This window comes from Litoribaculum gwangyangense (assembly GCF_039543505.1).
Taxonomy (GTDB): domain Bacteria; phylum Bacteroidota; class Bacteroidia; order Flavobacteriales; family Flavobacteriaceae; genus Litoribaculum; species Litoribaculum gwangyangense.
The window spans coordinates 152,821-169,309 of the sequence record NZ_BAABJW010000004.1 but is presented as its reverse complement, the minus strand read 5'-3'; the positions used below and the strand labels follow the sequence as shown (position 1 = coordinate 169,309).

The 16,489-nt window shown below is 33.6% G+C and carries 10 protein-coding genes; 1 reads left to right on the top strand and 9 read right to left on the bottom strand.

Annotation, left to right across the window (positions count from 1 at the left end):
- Positions 1 to 2 precede the first annotated feature (2 nt).
- Both ABD963_RS11935 and ABD963_RS11930 read right to left on the bottom strand, forming a co-directional pair.
- On the bottom strand, positions 3 to 1,283 hold the full coding sequence (locus tag ABD963_RS11935) for a sugar isomerase (protein ID WP_345277210.1): 1,281 nt from the start codon (positions 1,281 to 1,283) through the stop codon (positions 3 to 5).
- A 99-nt stretch (positions 1,284 to 1,382) separates the two neighbouring features.
- Positions 1,383 to 3,488: a bifunctional aldolase/short-chain dehydrogenase gene (locus tag ABD963_RS11930; RefSeq protein WP_345277209.1), complete on the bottom strand. Its 2,106-nt coding sequence runs from the start codon at positions 3,486 to 3,488 to the stop codon at positions 1,383 to 1,385.
- 412 nt (positions 3,489 to 3,900) lie between these two features.
- Between ABD963_RS11930 and ABD963_RS11925 the strand changes: the two genes are divergently transcribed.
- Positions 3,901 to 4,944 carry a GntR family transcriptional regulator gene (locus ABD963_RS11925; protein WP_345277208.1) on the top strand — a complete coding sequence of 348 codons (1,044 nt, stop codon included), beginning with the start codon at positions 3,901 to 3,903 and terminating at the stop codon, positions 4,942 to 4,944.
- Between the two features lie 6 nt (positions 4,945 to 4,950).
- Here the strand turns inward: ABD963_RS11925 and ABD963_RS11920 are convergent, their stop codons facing one another.
- The 7 genes from ABD963_RS11920 to ABD963_RS11890 form a co-directional block, all read right to left on the bottom strand.
- Entirely contained in the window at positions 4,951 to 6,111 is a 1,161-nt protein-coding gene (locus ABD963_RS11920) for a lactonase family protein (protein WP_345277207.1), read from the bottom strand.
- Positions 6,112 to 6,136: 25 nt separating this feature from the next.
- Positions 6,137 to 7,072, bottom strand: coding sequence for a Kelch repeat-containing protein (locus tag ABD963_RS11915; protein WP_345277206.1), 936 nt, complete (start codon positions 7,070 to 7,072; stop codon positions 6,137 to 6,139).
- A 138-nt stretch (positions 7,073 to 7,210) separates the two neighbouring features.
- Positions 7,211 to 9,643, bottom strand: coding sequence for an endo-acting ulvan lysase-like protein (locus ABD963_RS11910; protein WP_345277205.1), 2,433 nt, complete (start codon positions 9,641 to 9,643; stop codon positions 7,211 to 7,213).
- Positions 9,644 to 9,901: 258 nt separating this feature from the next.
- A complete protein-coding gene (locus ABD963_RS11905) occupies positions 9,902 to 10,684 on the bottom strand; it encodes a DUF1961 family protein (protein WP_345277204.1) in 783 nt (260 codons plus the stop codon).
- A 5-nt stretch (positions 10,685 to 10,689) separates the two neighbouring features.
- On the bottom strand, positions 10,690 to 12,111 hold the full coding sequence (locus ABD963_RS11900) for a sulfatase (RefSeq protein ID WP_345277203.1): 1,422 nt from the start codon (positions 12,109 to 12,111) through the stop codon (positions 10,690 to 10,692).
- Positions 12,108 to 13,562: a serpin family protein gene (locus tag ABD963_RS11895; RefSeq protein ID WP_345277202.1), complete on the bottom strand. Its 1,455-nt coding sequence runs from the start codon at positions 13,560 to 13,562 to the stop codon at positions 12,108 to 12,110. Before ABD963_RS11895 ends, ABD963_RS11900 begins: the two co-directional genes overlap by 4 nt.
- Positions 13,563 to 13,572: 10 nt before the next feature.
- Positions 13,573 to 16,455: a glycosyl hydrolase gene (locus ABD963_RS11890; protein WP_345277201.1), complete on the bottom strand. Its 2,883-nt coding sequence runs from the start codon at positions 16,453 to 16,455 to the stop codon at positions 13,573 to 13,575.
- Between the last annotated feature and the right edge of the window lie 34 nt (positions 16,456 to 16,489).

Genomic DNA, 16,489 nt, shown 5'->3' with positions numbered 1-16,489 from the left:
AATTACAATCCTGTAGCAACAGTATGTTTACCTCTTTCTTTTATTAACTGCCCTCTTATATCTAATGTTCTATATGCATTTATTGGGTTAATAACACCTCCATTGGCTAATCTAGCTTTTTCCAATAATGGTCTAACATCAGTTCTGTAAGCGCCTTGTAAAATCTCCTGGCACTTTACAACATCATTATCTAATTGTGCCGCTTTTAATGCTGATTGATTAACAAGTAATGCTTTTGCATAGGCCTCTTGGATGGCTTCCAGTGACTGGATTAAATCTTCTAATGGGTCTTTAACATTATGGCTAGCATCTATCATCCAAGCTAAATCTGGATTTTGTGGATTATTTGCCATACCATAAACTAATTCATTAAAAATTAAAAATAGTGCATATGGTTTTATGCTGCCTACTGTTAAATCATCATCACCATATTTGCTATCGTTAAAGTGGAATCCACCAAGCTTACCTTTTAATTGCAGTATAGAAACTATTTGCTCAATATTAGAGTTTGGAAGGTGATGACCCAGGTCTACCAGTGTATAGGCTTTATCTCCACAACCATTTGCCAACATTAAAGATGCGCCCCAATCTTGTATAACGGTGCTATAAAAGTTGGGTTCGTATGGTTTGTATTCAACCAGCATTTTCCAATCATCTGGCAATCCTTTGTATATATCAATTAAACTATCTTGTGTATTTTGAAATGCTGTTTGAAAATTATTTTGCCCAGGAAAACAAGAGCCATCTGCCAACCATACTGTTAGCGCTTTTGACCCTAATTTATCGCCAATCTTGATAACATCTAAATTATGCTGTATAGCTTGTTCACGAACTGCTTTACTCGTATTACTAAGAGAGCCATACTTATAACTTTCTTTTGCATTTTTTTGATCTTGAAACGTATTTGAATTTACGGCGTCGAACTTTATGTTCAGTGCATCAGCTTGTTCTTTAATGGCTTTGTAATCAGAAGGAATATCCCAAGGAATATGCAATGATACCGCTCCAGCTGTTTGGGTTAGACTGTGAATTACTCCTATATCTTCAATTTTTTGTTCAAGACTTGAAGGCTCTCCAAAAAAAGAAAAGCGCCCGAAACGAGTTCCACCAGCGCCTAATGCCCAACTTGGTATAGCTACCTGAAATTCGGCTAATCTGGACAATATATTGTTTACGTCATGTCCTTGCTTATTCAGTTTATTAGATAAAAAATCAAAACTTTCGTTATGATTTTCCATTTCTGATTTATTGCAACTTAAGATTTGATCTTTTTGTAATTTCATGTTTTAAAATTTCTCTAAAAGAAAAGAAACTCCCATAAACCATAATATCTATGGAAGTTTTCTTTTACTAAACTAAACTAATTATAACAAACTATTCTATTATCTAACAAAGGCGTTTGCCATGCCTCCATCAACATTTATAATGTTTCCAGTAGATTTATCAAGCAAACCCACGAAAGAAAATACACCATTTGCAATATCATCTGGCGTTATGATTTCATGCAATAAATTTCTTTTTGCGTAAAATGCAGGCAGTTCTTCTACTGTAATGCCATTTGCTTTAGCTCTTCCTTCTGCCCAAGCACCTTCCCATATCTTACTACCTACAATAACTCCGTCTGGATTTACCGTATTAACTCTAACTTTATCTTTTGCTAATTCAGCAGCTAGAAGACGCACCATATGTTGTTGAGCAGCCTTTGCAGTTCCATATGCGACATTGTTAGGTCCAGCTACTAAACCATTTTTACTGGCTATTGCTATATAATCGCCTCCTAAACCTTGTTTACGAACTATGGCTGCAAATTGTTTTGCCAAATCAAACTGTCCTTTTACTAAGATACTTTGCAAGATATTCCAATCCTTATCAGTAGTCTCTTCTAGTGGTTTTGAAATGGCTAATCCGGCACTATGCACTATTATATCTACACCTCCAAATTCAATAACAGCCTTCTTGTAAGCACTTTCTATGGATTCTGTACTAGTAACATCACATATAGCATAGGTAGCTACATCTCTTTTATAGGTAGCATTAGCTTCTTTTAAACTATCTTCATTAATATCTGTAAGTACAACATTAGCTCCTTCGGCTGCTAATTTATCAGCAATAGCTTTACCAATGCCACCACCAGCGCCAGTTACCAACGCCACTTTTCTAGATAATGGCTTTTCTTTTGGCATACGTTGTAACTTCGCTTCTTCCAACAACCAATATTCTATATCAAAAGCTTCTTGACGAGGCAATGATGTGTAAGCTGAAATAGCTTCCGCACCACGCATGACATTGATAGCATTAATATAAAACTCACTAGCAACACGCGTAGTTTGTTTATCTTTTGAAAAACTGAACATACCAACTCCTGGATAAATGATAATAACAGGATTGGCGTCACGCATAGCTGGACTATTATCCTTTTTACAGGTATTGTAATAATTAGCGTATTCTTGACGGTAGGCTTCAAAGGCTGGCTTTAGTTTTTCCAATACCGCTTTTGAATTTGATAAATCTTCATTTTTATCTAAATCTAAAACCAATGGTTGGATTTTGGTTCTTAAGAAATGGTCAGGACAAGACGTTCCCATAGGTGCCAATCTTTCTAAATCATGACTATTGATGTACTCCATTACCACATCGGTATCAGAAAAATGACCAATCATACGATTTTCCGATGAACACAAACCTCTCAATAATGGCATTATTTGAGCGGCCTTTTCCAAACGCTCTTGTTTTGGTAAACTTTCAACTTTTTGACCACCAAAAACGTTGCCTTTTTCTTTAATCTTTTTAGTAATATATTCAGAAGCCATTTCAATAACTTCCAAACTATTCATATAACACTCGTAAGAAGTGTCTCCCCACGTAAATAATCCGTGGCTTCCTAACACAATACCCCTAATACCTGGGTTATCTTCTAAACATTTTTCCAATTGCAATCCTAAGTCAAACCCCGGTTTTTGCCAAGGCACCCATCCCATGGTATCTCCCCAAATCTCTTTGGTAACTTGTTCACTGTCCTTGGCGGCCGCTACTGCTATTAATGCATCTGGGTGTAAATGATCAATATGAGCAAATGGCAATAACCCATGTAATGGCGTATCTATAGATGGCGCTTTACTATCTAAATCATAAATGCAATGGTTAAATAGACCCACCATTCGATCTTCATCATGCAAACCTTGGTAAACATTTTTTAAATCTCTCAATCGTTTGGTATATAAACCGGCAATACCCGAACGAGTTAAGGTCCCTATATCCCCTCCAGAACCTTTTACCCACATTACCTCAACTTGCTCATTTGTTAATGGGTCCGTTTCTATTGTTTTGCAACTGGTATTTCCTCCTCCATAATTAGTAATTCTTAGATCTGACCCAAGAATGTTTGATCTATATAGAAATAATTCAACTTGGTTATCTCCTAGAGAGGCAGCTTTCACTTCATCCCATAAATAATCGACATATTTAAAATTCTTTACAGTTTGCTCCATATTGTATTAAAATAAATTATAATCCAAAAATATATTCGAAAACTCTGTTTTCTATCCTGTACTATACCGTAATACTAAATAATACTTAATTGGATTAAAAAAAAACTCTGTTTCAAATTTATAATTACTTGAAATATAACAACTTGTTAAGTTTTAAAAGTAATTAATTTTAATTGTTATGTATTAAATATTTGAATCAATTTTACTTGCATCCATAAAAATACGTCAGCACAATTCAGCGCCTATAAGTTAACGTAAGAGTTCAACAATAAAACTTAAATCTTTATTACCTTTAAATTTTATTATATTTTCTTTTTAATAACGTTTAATTTTTAGATAGCTTTTTTTTGTAATTTTCGATTTATTAAAAACTCTTACTTTTACAGTTTTAATTTAGAATAATATGATGGAAATGATGAAATTTATTAAGATTGATGAAAACTCAAGGGTACCTAAATACCAACAAATTATAGATTCAATCATTCACAACATATCTAATGGTAATTTGACAATTGATCAAAAAATTCCATCGATAAATATGTTTAGTGAAGAATTTTATCTTTCTAGGGATACTGTTGAAAAGGCCTATAGTATTTTGAAAGAACGGAATATTATCACCTCTATTCGGGGAAAAGGTTTTTATATTTCGAGAACAAAGTTAATATCTAAAGTCAATATACTATTTTTAATGAATAAACTAAGTACCTATAAACTACGTACTTACAACTATTTCATAGACTCTATTGGAGCCAATTCCCACACAGATTTGCATATTTACCATTGTGATGAAACCTTATTTTTAAATCTCTTAGATAAAAATATGGCTGCTTACGATTATTATATAATTATGCCTCATTTTAAAACTGAAAATCTTGAACATATTAGTTTTACAGAAAAAGTTTTAGAAAAATTAAAAAAACTAACTCCGGAAAAGCTCATCTTATTAGATAATAGTAAGCCCATATTCAACGGTAAAACCAATGAAATTTACCAGGACTTTGAAAACGATATTTATGTTGCGTTAACTGAAGGGTTGGAGAAAATAAAAAAATATGAAAAAATAATGCTAATTTATCCTGAAAAATCCGTCTACCCTTACCCCAAAAGAATTTTACATGGATTTCGGAAATTTTGTGTTGAACATAAGCTGGATTTTGAAATTTTAAATAAAGTATACGACGATATGATATTAAAACGTGGTGATTTATTTATTACTATTGAAGAAACAGACTTGGTTAGCCTTGTTAAGCAAGTTCGTGAGGATGAATACAAACTAGGTAAAGATATTGGTATCATATCATATAACGAGACGCCTTTAAAAGATTTACTTGGCATTTCCACCATATCAACAGACTTCAAAGTTATGGGCGAGACTACGGCTGAAATTATTTTAAATAAGACTAAAGGTTGCAAAATTAAAGTTCCGTTTAATTTTATAAATAGAGATTCATTATAAATGTAATTAAAAGGGAATTTTATAAGTTCGCATTTGCACGCTAGACGGATTATTAACCCTAATATCAAAAGGCAATTTTTTAAGTTCTCCTGTTTGAGAATTCCTTTTAAACACTATTACATTATTTGAGAACTGGTTAGCAACAAGTAAAAAATTACCATCTGGAGACATTGAAAAATTTCTTGGATGTTCTCCGTAGGTTGGTTCATGCCCCACAATACTTAAAGTGCCGTTTTCCTGATTTATTGAAAAGATAGAAATACTATCTTCTTTTGGTCCGCGATTTGAGGCATAAAGAAATTTACCGTCAGGTGAAATGTGAACATCCGCTGCTCTGTAAATATCTTGTTTTTCTTGATAAGACATATAATCGGCTATAAAGGTTAGGCTTCCATGAACATATTTGTAGACGGAAACTTTTCCACTTAGCTCATTTATTCCGTAACCAAACTTACCATTTTGGTGAAATGTAAAATGCCGTGGGCCACTACCTGGTTTTACCTTAATGGCATTTTCTTTTTGGATAATGGAATCCTGATTTTTAGGTTCAAACTGAAAGCCTCTTATTTTGTCTGCCCCTAAATCATGTGCGAACAAAAAATCATTATCTGGTGAAAAATTTGAAGAGTGTATATGTGATGCTTCCTGACGATTTTTAATAATACTACTATCCTTGAATCTTAGAATTTGGCTATATGGATTAAGACTTCCATCCTCATTTAGTTTAAAAATACTAATACTAGGATCGTTATAATTTGAATTTGTAAGATAATGTCCTGTTTTATCAATCTCTATATGAGCTGGATTTCTACCACCACAATCTTGAGTGCTAATTAAACTAATCTGCTGCTTTATAGAATCGACCTTAAAAGCTGAAACCTTACCGTTATAATCCATTTGGCTTTCTACTACCGAATATAAATACTTACCATTTGGTGCCAAACGCAAATAGGATGTATTTATAACACTGTTCACAGTGTATTTTAAAGTGCTTTCTCCAGTTTCATTATTAAACTCATAAACATGGATTCCCTCACCTGGTTTTTTATCTGTAAAACTCCCAATAAATAATAAAGTTTGATTTTTTTCTGTTTTACAACCAAAAAAAGTATTTAGTATAACAAAGAAAAATAGAATTCGAGATATTTTTATATAATTTAACTTCATATTTAAAACTATAAATCTTAGTTTTTTATCTAGAAAACACCTCTAAAGTACTTAATTCTGGCTTTCCACCTCTCTTTCCACTTCCAGCAACTATATAAATTTTATTATCATAGATTACCGCTTGCGTTCCATGTCTTCCATTAATTAAATTTCCAACTGTACTCCATTTACCAGTGGATAAATCCAATTCCTCTATTTCGTTATGAGCCATTTCTTGTTTACTGCTTTCACCTCCAATTATCATTAAATAACCATTTTTAATCAAACTAGATGCTCCTGCTCTTTGAGTTGGTATGTGAGATGATTCTGGTAGTGTTTTCCATTGGTTTTTGTTAATATCATAAACATCAACTTCAGGAATGGTAAGACTAAACGTTTCATTGGTTTTGGCCGATGAATTTCTACCACTTGCACAATAAATTTTTCCTTGTTTTATTGCCGCATGGAAATGATCTCTCGGTCTTGGTGCATCTTCTAAAACAGTCCATTCGCCCGTTTTAAAATTATACTTATCTAACCACGGCACATGACCACTCCAATGTCCATCAGTAATACCGCTAATCACGTAGGCGTAGTCCCCTTTAACAACTACCCCGGCAGATCCTCTTCGTCTAGATTCGGGAATACTTTGGCCCCATACCCATGAATTTTCCTCTATCTTGTATATTAAAATTCTATCTAAAGGCGTTTCATGTGGATATTTACCAGTCATAGCTCCCATAATATAAATATCCTTGCCATAATTTACCGCTTGAAAATGATGAATTTCAATTGGTGGTTCAGAACCTTTTTGCCATGCTGTAGTGGTATTATCATAAATATCAATATGCTTAATACCTCTCCCTCCTATTAAATAAAAAAGACCATTTACTTCTATAAAACCACATTCATGTCTAGCAGAAGGTGAATTTGCAGTGACCAAAGTAGAAGATGCATACTTTTTACTCGTAGTGCACTGCAATAGAAGAAAAAAAACACTTAATATTGAAATATTAACTGATCTATTATTTTTCAAAAAAATATTCATAAAAAATCACAACTCTTTATTTATCCCCCAACACTAAAATTTTTAATGTTTGTTTCCTTTAGGTGAAACAAATTAATACGCTTTAAAAAAGCTTTTATCGTTATTTGTGGTAATTACTTCATTTTTAAATATAAGGTTTTCACCTTCTCCTATATAGATATTTTGTAATTCCTGCTTTTCATTCAAAGTTATTATGGCAAAGGTCCCTTTAAAATAAAGCTCCAAGGCTTCACTACTAAAAATGGCATCTTTTGATTGTGTAATTATATATTGAATCAGATTGTTTGACGATACGGCACTTTCTATTTTCAATCCTTTATAAATTCCATTTTCTTCAAGCTTTTCAACTGATTTTATTGTAGGTTTTTCATTTTCATTAAAGGGCTCATAAACCACTACGAATGGATTTTCCCAAGCAGGCCCATTATTTCGAATAACCAATGTTGGCGTTGGTAATGCGTCATAAGGTTTTGGGGCTTCAAAAGTATGCGGGGCTTTTACTTTTGTGAATTCTCTGTTTTTAAAACCTGGTATGTATAATTGCATGTATATAGAGCCTTTTATTAACTGCTCCGTATTGAAGATTGCTTTAACATCATCACCATACAAGTTGGAAGTTTTAAGATCCTTAAAAAAATGCCATCCAGGATTTCTAAAAGTTCGTCTATCCCATTTTGAATTGGCATTAGCCATGTATCTATTTGGAGTAGCATTAAACTGTAAATCTGAATTTTCAAAAACTAAATCATCACCAATATTATGATACAAATAATCGTGATATTCATTTGGCAATTTTGATTTTGATCGAAAGACATCTACATAGTAACCAGTAGTTGGCGAAGTTCTTATTAGAGCCAAGGTACGTTCTTGTTTGGCCTCTGCTTTTTCACCTCCTGTATCTTCAAAACTTGTTTGTGAAAATGAATTATATGGCGATACACCTTCCGCTCCTACTTTGGGTTCCATTGAAATCAATTTAACGGTATTGATGCCTAAGTTGGCCCATTTACCTTCACCTTGAGAACTGCCATTAACAATTACGGTGTTATGAGCTGCAAAAATTCGCGAGTAGTTTTCATGAATATCTTGGGCATACCTTCCTCGGCCATTATCAACCCCTAGCACTTGCCCCTCTCCGTATAATTCAATATTCATGCCCTCGGCGTGCCCATGAATCATATGCGCGCCACCAACAAAACACATTAAACCATCTTCTGGTTTTAGTGTTTCACTTAAATTTCTTTGCATAACGATTCCGGCATGATAAACCCTATCTGTTCTACTAAGTTTAAACTCTTCGGGCTTTTCATCTATATCATTATACCAAAATATCGATTCCATATCGGATCTATGATACTCACTATTTGCCATAACACGACTAATAACACCTCCAAGCCTCTCTTTAATTCCTGTAAGTCCATCCATTTTTGCCAATATATAGCCGTCCTCGCATGCTTCATAGGGTGCCCTACCCCTTCTGTGGCCGTCTCCCCACCTAATAATTTCACCATTGGGATAAACAAAATAATCCAACCGAGGTAAAGCAAAAAGTATATTGGAGTACTTTTTTCCTAATTGTAATTCGGGTTTATACCTGTTAACAACAAGCATTAAACGGGCAATAATAGCTGTTGAATGATTGAGATACTGTGAAGTTTCTGGCCAAATATCTCCTTTGTTTTTATAATTTTGAGCCATCACGTTCAATGCATCTTGATTCTCGGTATTTTCGGTTAGAAAATATGACAACAACTTTTCACGCTCTGCTATATCATCCATAGCTAAGGCATTGTACACTAAACTTGGAGCTTCTAAAACAGAATGATTCGAACCGGTATGACCGTAATTTATTGTGATATCGGCATAGGTTCTACAAACATGTTGAAGTTCATCTTTAGAAAAATCGACATCTTTCTTTTTGATGATGTCAAAACACAAACCATTCTTATTTAAATAAGGCGCTATGAAATCATAAATTAATGGCACTTTATATCCAATAACTCTTACTTCACGAAAACCATCGTAGGGAAACAACCAACCACCTCTACCATGCCAATCAGAAAGTTTTGATTTCTGAACTGATTTTACAAATGCATACAAAATACTGCTAGCAACATAGGCATATTTTTCATCTTCTGTAATGTAGTAAACCATGCCACAGTCTAAGGCAACTTGTAGGTATTTAATCAATAACTCGGCGGGCTCCCATTCTTCATCAGTAGCATTATCTAAATTTAAATGCACGCCATTTTCTACATGGTCTGTTTCATAAAAAGGCGGGAAACTGTTGGCTTTTTGTTTCCTCCAATTAAATGGCAATTGTTTAATGTATTTCTCCGGATTTTTGTAAAAAACATCAACCTCTTTGTTGGTTTTACTCAATAACTTATTGTAAATTTCACTCGCCCAGTCTTGCTTTTCAATTTTATTAAGTATGTTTTTGCGCTCCTCTGAGGTTACTAAAATAAAAGGCCGTTCTGAATTTTGCCCATACATATTTTGCATATAAAAAAGTAGGACCAGAAGCACCTTTGCTATTGTTATTTTTGTTGAATTTATCATATATAGTTTTCTATGAGACAAAGTATAGTTTTACTTTGATTTGTTATTTGTAAATTTTACTGTAGCCTCTCTGTAAAGGAGGCAATTATTTGACAGAGCGGATGCATTTTAATTAAGATAAATCTTAATACTAATAAAGTTCTCATTTTTTATAATTTTTACACTCAAAAAATTAGTTGGTTTCAGCAAGATGATATTTTCCTACTTTGTATAAATTTTAAAATTTTTATACATAGCCGTGCGGGTATACATATGACGGATCCCAATTCTACCCTCTATAATTGGCGCAACTTCTGAAATATCCCACTCAAAATATGCTACTTTATCTTCATGCTCCATTTTAAAACTTAATTTTGCTGAAGTTTTAATAACTGTTAAATGATACCGTTTTCCAGTTTCAAAAAAACCTTGCATATCATATGAAGGTTCAACCACGATGCTATTAAAGGGTTTATCGTCTGGTTTCGGGTATCTACGGGCACGCACATAATGTAAACCTTCTCCATCATTTCCAAACGCTGCATAACTTATATGAAACGTGTTCATGTTTTCAAAATATAGCTTCATTTTAGGAACCTCTCGTAAGTTTTTCCATTTCGAAATATCCGTTTCATAAATACCCTCTTCATCACCAGTTGCTTGTATGTAAAGTATATTTACATATTTGTTAGCGTTATCGGTTTTAATGTAATCAAATTCAATTTTAACCTCTCCGGAAAATGATTCCTTCGTCCATAATACGCCATGATGCGCATCATTATTAGCTTCGGGTCCTGCTTTAAAATGCATACCTTCTTCTGAATGCTCCACGGTTGCAATCAAGCCATCCAAAGTCCATTGCTTTGTCCAATCTTTAGTGCCATCATCTTGAAAAACTAAATTCCATTCTTGGTCGGTATTACTTTTTTGAGCACTTGCTTTTTTGGTTGTATGACATGACGTTACACAAGATAACACTACTAAAAAAGACAAAACTCGTTTCATAACTACTATTTATTTAAGAAATCTTTCCCCCATTTTGCCCTGAGCTCTTCAGCAAGATGGCTTACTGTTTCTTGATATTCTGGTTTCTCTGCTAAGTTATCAAGTTCTAAAGGATCCGTTTTATGATCAAATAACATACGCGCATAGGCAACACCATCGTCTTTAGTCCATTCCGTATAAAACAAATCGCCTTTGATTAGGGTAACCATATCTTTAAATTTAGATACTCCCCAATCTTTATCTGGTGTTTCTCCATTTATAACTGGCACAAAACTTTGTCCTTCAACAGTTTCGGGAGCATTCAATCCAACTAATTCTGCCAAACTGGGGTAAATATCAATATATTCGGTTATGGCATTTGTTTGCTGTCCACTGGTTTTACCTGGAACTTTTATGATTAATGGCGTCCTTAATGCTTTTTCAAACGTAACGTGCTTACACCATAATTTGTGGTCGCCTAAATTCCAGCCATGGTCGCCCCATAGAATAACTATGGTATCATCTTCTAATTCCAAACGTTTCAACTCGTCAAGAACCAAACCTATTTGTGTATCAACATAACTCACGCAAGCATAATAGCCGTGAATGAGTTCTTTGGCAAGGTCTTCAGATATATCCCCAAACTTGGGAACGTTACCATAATTACGCAATTCCCCAAAATTATGAAACGCTTCTTTTGGGGTAGTTTCTGGCTGTACGTAACTTTCTGGAAGTTCAATATTACTTCTATCATACAAATCCCAATATTTTTTTGGAGCGTTGAAAGGTAAATGTGGTTTCATGAAACCTAGGGCTAAAAAAAATGGTTGTTTACCTTCTTTTAGTTGTCGTAAATCATCAATCCCTTTTTGAGCTATTTTACCATCAAAATAGGCATTATCATCAACCTCTGCTAACTCAAACGCCTCTCCTCGAGAATTTGGGGCTGTATTTTGTTTGATGTTTTTTTCCAATTGATAATCACGGGTATCTCCCTTTGGAAACCAAATGCTATTCCACGCCAAACTATCATCATTATTATGGTGATACACTTTTCCGTTAGAAATGGTGGTATAACCATTCTGTTTTAGAAGCTTGGGAAACGAAACCACTCCTGGGACATCCACATCCAATTCAGTTTTATGGTCGATAAAACGATGTCTTGTAGGGCGCATACCTGAAAGCAAACTTGCTCTTGATGCTCCACAAACAGGTATGTTACAATACGCTCTATTAAACACCAAACTCTCACTAGCCAGTTTATCTAAATTTGGAGATTTAATATGATTGGCGCCGTAAAAATTTAATTCCGGACGCAAATCATCTACTGCTATAAATAAGATATTTGGTTTCTTAGTTTTAAGGTTCTTTTGTGCTGTTGTTTTGCAAATTCCGCTAAGGGTAAAAACCAGACTCAAAACAAATATTTTTAAAAATTGTTGTTTCATTCTCTAATGCTATTTTTTTTTAATTTTTTTGTTTTTTTGAGTTTAAGTACAACAACGCCATAGTAATCCTCGGTTGTGAATTTTTTAACATCTTCCTTTTTATAAACTTTCAGATATTCAATGTTATTAAAATTCACATCTTGTATATCAATTGGTTTAAATTTTTTTCGTTCTGCAATCAGAATCAAAATTTTATCATTCCCTCCCCAATCTAATTTTTTGTTATTTCTTTTTAGTAAATTATCTACAAAATTTGCTTTATCAATTACTTTACCTTCTTGAGGCTTAACATATCTACCCATAAATACCATCGCATTGGTTTTGTTATCTACAATAAAAAACACAAAGGGATGATCTACTTTAAACGTTTTATATAAAGGCAAACCTCTAATATAAACAATAGTTGTTGTGGCAGCAGCAGCCTCTGTATAATCTTCGGTTATATCAATATAGGTTTTGTGGGCTACTTGTTCAATGGTCAAAGGTTCATTTTTTAATATTCCAGAAAAATCTGCTTCATTATTAAATACCGAATTTAAACCCATATTTGTTAGGGCCGATTTTAGTTTATAACTCGTTTCCAATTTTATTTTTGGTATGGAAAGCCATACCTTTGTGGAAACTGTTTGCTCTAAAATTTCATTAAAAAATTCGGCATTCAAATTGTTTTCAATGGCTTCTAGTCCGTATAGTGTTTTTGGTAATAATACACAAAACGACAAATCTGAATCTTTGTATGGCTTAGTTATAAATTGAAAGGATTCATTTTCAAAATAATTAAGGTTTTCGGTGATATTCATAAAATCAACATTGTATTGATTTTCATTATCTGTGAAAAAGGTTGATTCAGCTGTTCTAAGTTTTTCAAACTTAGTTAGCCATTCGCCTTTAAAGTAAACCGCATTCGAAATCATTAATTTTGTTTCAGAATTTATATCTGAAGGGTTTACCATATCTGTTATGCGCTGATTTGTTTTATCTGAAACCCAACGGTTGATATCTGTTACTGCCAATGCTGTATTTGCGAAATTGGTTTGCTTAAAATCTGAAGAATATTTACTTAAAACCACATTTTTAAAAGCCGTTTCTACTTGAAATTTTTTATCTACCCAAATGGCATTAGAAATTTTTAAACCAAATAGGCTATCTGCATTACTCTCCTGCTTATACAAATCGTTATAGTTATAACGTGTTGAATCTTTTAAATACAGCACCTTTTCAAATGCCGTTTTTGTTTTGTTTTTAGAACCTTCGTAGGCCGATAAAAGGGCGTAGTAAGTACTTAATGGCGACAGAAAAACATTTTCCTTTTCACCTTTTAATTCGCCGTATAAGTCGAAAGCATATTGGTTTAACGATTTGCTACTATCTACATATTGAGCATGAGATGGCTCTAAATGAGTCATCACTAAAAAAATGAAAACCAGAAGTGTAATCGATTTATACTTCATAATTTTTAGTTTAATTTTTTAATTTAAAAGATAATAACGTTATCGGTCCTTCCATACCCACTGGTGTAAGAGGTTCATTTTTGTACCTATTTGTCCATCTATTTACCGCAGGAGTATCTAAAGACAAACAATAATTTGCTAAAACGGTGGTATAATGAATTTCAATATCATTTTCCCCTTTTTTAAGAACATCTTCAACGGGATAAATAGCTTTTCCGTACCATCGTTTTCCTATATTTTTTCCATTAATGTATAACTCTGTGATCCCTTCATTAACGTTACCCAAATCTAAATGGGTAAAATTTTCTTGAACTGTAATTTTAGTTTTGTATATTAAATTGCCGGCAAAAGTGTTTTGGCTTATATCTTTTGAAAATCCAAAATCCAATAACTCCTCCATGGTCCATGTAAAACTCTTATTATCAACTCTGTTCCCAACTACATCCCAATTGGTTTTTATTGCTTTAGAATCTACTAATTGAACTTTTGAATTTTCGGGTCTCACTACAGGTTTTTCATCTTCAAAAACTAACAATAAAGATTGAAGAGGTTCTAAAGTGATGTCTAATTCATTTGATGACTCCTCAAAATAATAAGGTTTGCGTTCACCTGTTTCTGGATTCCAGATGTAAGGATATTTATTTTGAATAGGAAATACCGCTTTGAAATTTGAAGTTTCATACCTACTTACATTGGTAAAGAAATAAATAATTTCTTTTGAAGTAGATTGATGTATTTGAAAAACGTTTTTACTAGGGTTGCTAATCTCCACATCTGGGTAAATTTCTGTTTTTTCTAAAACTTCTTTTGTCCATCTTAGTAGTTCATCCGTAGCTTTTGGTTTGTTCACGCTTACAATTGATGACGTATATTTTGATTGAATTTCATTAATAATATCCGACACTACTGCATCCTTGGACTGATAATCACTAAACCCTAAAGACTTATTTGGCAAACCATCAATTACCAGCACTTTTCCTCCAGAGGAAACAAAATCCCTTAATAATCTAGCCGCGTCAATATCTAACGATTTCAAACTTGCTAAAACCAATAATTTAAAATGCATATCGCCATAAGTCAAAACGCCATCTTTTACGGCGGCATTAGCCAACACATTCTGATTGATATAATCGCAGGAATACCCTAACTGACTTATCGGTTCCCATAATCTATACAAATACTCAGGTTCTAAATGAAAAGGTTCTCTTGCTAACCCTTTTTCACCCCATATATCGGATGTTGGCCCTAAAATAGCCATGGATTTTTCTGCCTTCGACTTTTGAAATATGTAAGACAAACGTGCATTATAATCTACCCAACTACTTAAATGTTTCCACCAGGTATTTTGCTCACTAAAATAAGCACCATACCTTATCCAACCAGAAAACGGGGCTTCCTTGGGTGAGTAATTATAACCATGTAACACCGAATGATTAATGCCGGTTATAAAATTCATATCATCATGCTGTTTAATCTCTTCGAGCGTGGTCTTAAAAACACCATTGGTATTGGTCATGGATTCACAGCTCGTGATTTTTTTACCTGTTAAATGCGCCCCAGAAGAAGCATATAAATTCCAAATCATGTACCCATGAGAGGGGCTCCATTGCCAAGTGGAATCTTTCATTTTGGCAGAATAAATCCAATTGTTACTTTCCGGAATATCAGGGATCATATACCCATCTAACATACCCATTAAAAACGGTGTTCCGTATGCTTGATAGCGACACAAAATACCATTTTCCTCACAAAATGTTTTGTAAGTTTTGGTAAAATTTTCTAGAAACGTTTCAACCAATAACTTGTTAAAATCAAAACGTACACGTTTAACTTGATTTTTGAATTCCTTTGTAAAATTATTAGTATAGTTACTTTTTGAATAATCTTGATGCCCTTGGTAAAATACAAAAGGCATCCAAGGGGTTAATTTATATCCATACGTTTTAAAAAATAATTTAGAAAACCCATCGCTCCAATTAGCACCAGACACCTCAATGCTATCACAAAATAAGGCTCGAATTAATTGATTTAAAGGAATACCAGAACGCTCTGAAATTTTTTTCATTCTATTTAAATAGGCTAATGTCATTTCCTTTTTATAATGATCTATAACAGGTCCTGCACCGCCTGGCGCTCCTAAAGTAACATCTCTAAAATCTTGTTGTAGCAATTGATAAGACAGAATATAATTACCTTCTCCTTTTATGTTATATGAAATATTTCCAGAATTATCTTGGTGTTCGGTAAGGTCTATTATTTGAGCTATCGAACTACAATTAGAAGGCATCAATGAGACACCTGAAAGGCTCCATGTTGTGCGTTCACTGTTACGTTTCTCGTCACGACTATTTTTAAATTTGTTCTTGTAGTAATCAATTAAATAATCTTCGCTTATCTCAATAACATCACCCGCCTCATATGAAATATCATCCGTAACCATGCGCTGGCAGGTTTCATCCTTCGTTAAAAATTCACCACCAAAAGGCCAACCTGTTCCAGCAATCATATCGGCAATCATATCTAAATCCTGGGTCTTTTTGCAAGCATGCACTACAAGATCAATCCACTTGTCGCTCATCCAAACTAAGGATTCTTCCTCTGTAGGTGTAGCATCTGGCATCGCAATTGGGTTTATCTCAACCCCACCAAAACCCATACTTTTTAAAGATTCTAATTGTGTATCTAATTCTTCTTTTTTGATTTTGTTGCCATTCCACCACCAACGCACAAAGGGTCTTGCTTCGGCCGGTGGATTTTGAAAACCCGCTAATAAATCTTGATTTGAGATATGCGCTGTTTGTTTTATTTTATTAGAATTAGAATCACAACTAACAACTATTGCAAAGACTAAGAATACTAATACTTTTTTTAATACAGGTTTAAACAATTTCATTTTTAATTTTAAGGACAAGTGGGTTAACATGTTT

Bases quoted from the DNA above. Each gene is read 5' to 3' on its own strand.
- ABD963_RS11920 (WP_345277207.1), bottom strand. From the start codon at position 6,111: ATGAAGTTAAATTATATAAAAATATCTCGAATTCTATTTTTCTTTGTT.
- ABD963_RS11905 (WP_345277204.1), bottom strand. From the start codon at position 10,684: ATGAAACGAGTTTTGTCTTTTTTAGTAGTGTTATCTTGTGTAACGTCA.
- ABD963_RS11890 (WP_345277201.1), bottom strand. From the start codon at position 16,455: ATGAAATTGTTTAAACCTGTATTAAAAAAAGTATTAGTATTCTTAGTC.
- ABD963_RS11900 (WP_345277203.1), bottom strand. From the start codon at position 12,111: ATGAAACAACAATTTTTAAAAATATTTGTTTTGAGTCTGGTTTTTACC.
- ABD963_RS11895 (WP_345277202.1), bottom strand. From the start codon at position 13,562: ATGAAGTATAAATCGATTACACTTCTGGTTTTCATTTTTTTAGTGATG.
- ABD963_RS11910 (WP_345277205.1), bottom strand. From the start codon at position 9,643: ATGCAAAATATGTATGGGCAAAATTCAGAACGGCCTTTTATTTTAGTA.
- ABD963_RS11930 (WP_345277209.1), bottom strand. From the start codon at position 3,488: ATGGAGCAAACTGTAAAGAATTTTAAATATGTCGATTATTTATGGGAT.
- ABD963_RS11935 (WP_345277210.1), bottom strand. From the start codon at position 1,283: ATGAAATTACAAAAAGATCAAATCTTAAGTTGCAATAAATCAGAAATG.
- ABD963_RS11925 (WP_345277208.1), top strand. From the start codon at position 3,901: ATGATGAAATTTATTAAGATTGATGAAAACTCAAGGGTACCTAAATAC.